This is a genomic window from Mesorhizobium sp. M7A.F.Ca.CA.004.06.1.1 (assembly GCF_003999135.1).
In the GTDB taxonomy this organism is placed as follows: Bacteria; Pseudomonadota; Alphaproteobacteria; order Rhizobiales; family Rhizobiaceae; genus Mesorhizobium.
Genome location: NZ_RZPQ01000786.1, coordinates 1 through 2,662, shown reverse-complemented (window position 1 = coordinate 2,662; position 2,662 = coordinate 1). Strand labels below are relative to the sequence as shown.

General features: G+C 61.3%; 3 protein-coding genes. 2 read left to right on the top strand and 1 reads right to left on the bottom strand.

Annotated features, from left to right (window positions below; all coding sequences use genetic code 11):
• On the top strand, positions 1-271 hold a 271-nt coding region (locus EN906_RS30125), incomplete at its 5' end, for a DsbA family protein (RefSeq protein ID WP_164777469.1).
• A gap of 37 nt (positions 272-308) precedes the next feature.
• Here EN906_RS30125 and EN906_RS30120 read toward each other — a convergent pair.
• On the bottom strand, positions 309-746 hold the full coding sequence (locus EN906_RS30120) for a hypothetical protein (protein ID WP_127375600.1): 438 nt from the start codon (positions 744-746) through the stop codon (positions 309-311).
• Between the two features lie 602 nt (positions 747-1,348).
• Here EN906_RS30120 and EN906_RS30115 point away from each other — a divergent pair.
• Positions 1,349-2,662 (top strand): ABC transporter ATP-binding protein/permease (locus tag EN906_RS30115; protein ID WP_164777468.1); only part of this gene is annotated, 1,314 nt, incomplete at its 3' end.

Sequence of the window (2,662 nt, the reverse complement as noted above, 5' to 3'; positions counted from 1 at the left end):
CATTGGCGATCATGCCGTGCTGGTCGAGGCGGCGCGCGAGGCCGGCATGGATGCGTCCGTGGTCGCCACGCTTTTGCCGACCGAGGCCGATGTCGAGGCGGTGCGCACCGAGATCGCCACCGCGTCGCGCATGGGCATTTCTGGCGTGCCGTGCTTCCTGCTCGAGGACAAATACGCGGTCATGGGCGCACAGGATGCCGACACGCTGGCCGATGCCATTCGCCAGGTGGCGGCCGCCAAGGCGCGCGGCGAACTGGACAAGGCCGGCTGAGCCGACCGCCCTCTCCTCTCCGCGACAGCAGCAAACGTTACTTCACCGTCGCTTTGGCCTTGCTGATGAAAAATCCATGGCCGTTCGTGGCGGTGCAGGTCAGTCCCTTGGTTGACGACTGGCACGAGAACGGCCCGGCGCGCCAGCTGTTGCCGTAGCCAAGCTTGTCGACATCGCTGCAGCAGCCCTGCTCGCCCGGGTTTTTGATCAGAGTGGCTGGCCCCTTCGGACCCAGGATAATCGTGACGTAGCTCGGCTCGACGCGCGAGCAACTCAGCTCCGGGCCGCCATCCTTTGGCTCATAGGTGCCGGTGCCGCCTTTGGCCGTGTAGATGCAGCCGATGTTGCCGGACGGCGTGTTGAACTCGATCTGGCCTTCGGCGCTGGCCGGGATGCTCTGCGCGCCGGCATGCGCCAACGGTACGAGGGGCAGCCAGGCGAAGAGGGACAGGATTGCGGCCGCGCGTGCAAGCATTGGGAGCTTCCTTGTTGGAGAACCGGACATGCATGAGTGTCGACGATGGCGGGCAAGGTTCAATCCCAGGTGGATGAATTGTCAAACGCAGTCCCTCAGCTGACCGGACAAGACGGAACGCGCCGCTCGATCGATTCTCCCGTCACTTCCTGCCCCTGGCAAGGACGACCACGGCATTCCTGGCGAGTCACGAACCGCAAATTTTCGAGCTCTCTGGGCCGTCCGCAGTGAGAAAACCGATCGCTCGACACGATTTCGAGTTCACGAAACCGTGTGAAAGCCTTCCCCAGGGGAAGCTCCATCGACGGCATTTTATTGAAGATCAAGTATCTGAAATCAATATCGATATTTTGATTATTGCCGACCGTTGTCGCTATATTTCAGCGTGTAATCTGTTGCCTCACGGCAACGGCTGCCGGGGCAATCCGGTCGGGCCGGTTTTAAATTAATGGAAAATGATCAATTGGTGTTACCATCCGTAACAAAAGAAAAAAGGTTTGGGCGGGATCGTGATTCGGGTCGGTAGACCATCGCAAGAGTCAGTACCGGAAAAAACACCTCGCGATGCCGCAGGGCGATCGCTTCTGACGCCGGTGTCGTCGATGCGCAGCTTCTGGGGCTTGATGCGGGCCTACTGGGTTTCCGACCGCTGGAAGGAAGCCTGGACGCTGACGCTGGTGATCGCGGTGCTCACCGCGCTGTCTAGCAAGGCCGGTGTCTGGTTCGCCGAAGCCTCCGGCGAACTGGTCAATTCGATCGCCTTCTTCCATGACGCCGCCAACACCACGCCGCTTCGCTCGCTGCTGGTCAATGCCGGCGTCCTCGTGCTGCTGGTCGTACTCAAGGACGCTGGCTTCACCGGCATCCGCAATCTTGTCTCGGCGACATTGCACCGCAAATGGCGCGGTTGGCTGGACAGCCGCTTCAATGAAGCGCTGCTGGATGGCAACCATACGCATTTCCATGCCCAGCATGCATCGACCGGCAGCGGCGCACCGGCCCCCGACAACATCGACCAGCGTGTCCAGGAATCCATCAAGGACATGACCGGGGGCGCCATCGGGCTCGCCATGGGCGTACTGGCCGTCGCCACCTCGCTCTTTTTCGTCGGCCAGAAGCTGCTCGAAAACTCCGTCGAGGTGAAGGGGCTGGAGTTCCTCGGCAGCTATGGCAGCGCCATCCTCGCCTTCCTGGCCGTCGCCACCTATGTGCCGCTGAACACATGGATCGCCGTCAAGCTCGGCGGCCTGCTCGAGCGCCTCAACGTCAGGATGCAGAAGGCCGAAGGCAGCTATCGCGGCGAGCTGACGACGTTCCTGCGCCGCTCCTTCCATGTCGCGGCGTCTCAGGGCGAAGGCGTGCAAAGGACCATGCATGGCCGGCTCTATGTCGATATCGACGGCACCTGGACGCGGCTGAACATCGTCAACACCGTCTATATGTCGTTCGAGCTGATCTATAATTTCATCGGCGCGCGCATTGTCGCCTATGGACCGGGCCTCGTGCCGTTCATCCACAACCGCCTCGATCTGAAGGGCTATATAACCGGCTCCGAGCTGGTCAATTCTCTGATCGGCCAGTGTTCGTGGTTCATCCACGTCATGCCCGCCATCGCCACGTTGCGCGCCAACAGCCAGCGTGTCACCGAACTGGCCAACGCGATCGAGAATGTCCAGCATCCGCAGGAATTCTACAGCCAGACCGGCCGCTCCGATTTCCACTACACCAGCCAGAACCCGGTTTTCGGCTTGACCATCCAGAAGCTCGAACTGGCGCATCAAGGCGAGGATGCGACGCCCTTCCTCAGCGCCGCCAATCTGCGCTTCCGGCGCGGCGAATGGACTTTCCTGAAGGGCGAGTCCGGCTGCGGCAAGACCTCGCTGATCAAGGCGATCAACGGCCTGTGGCCCTATGGC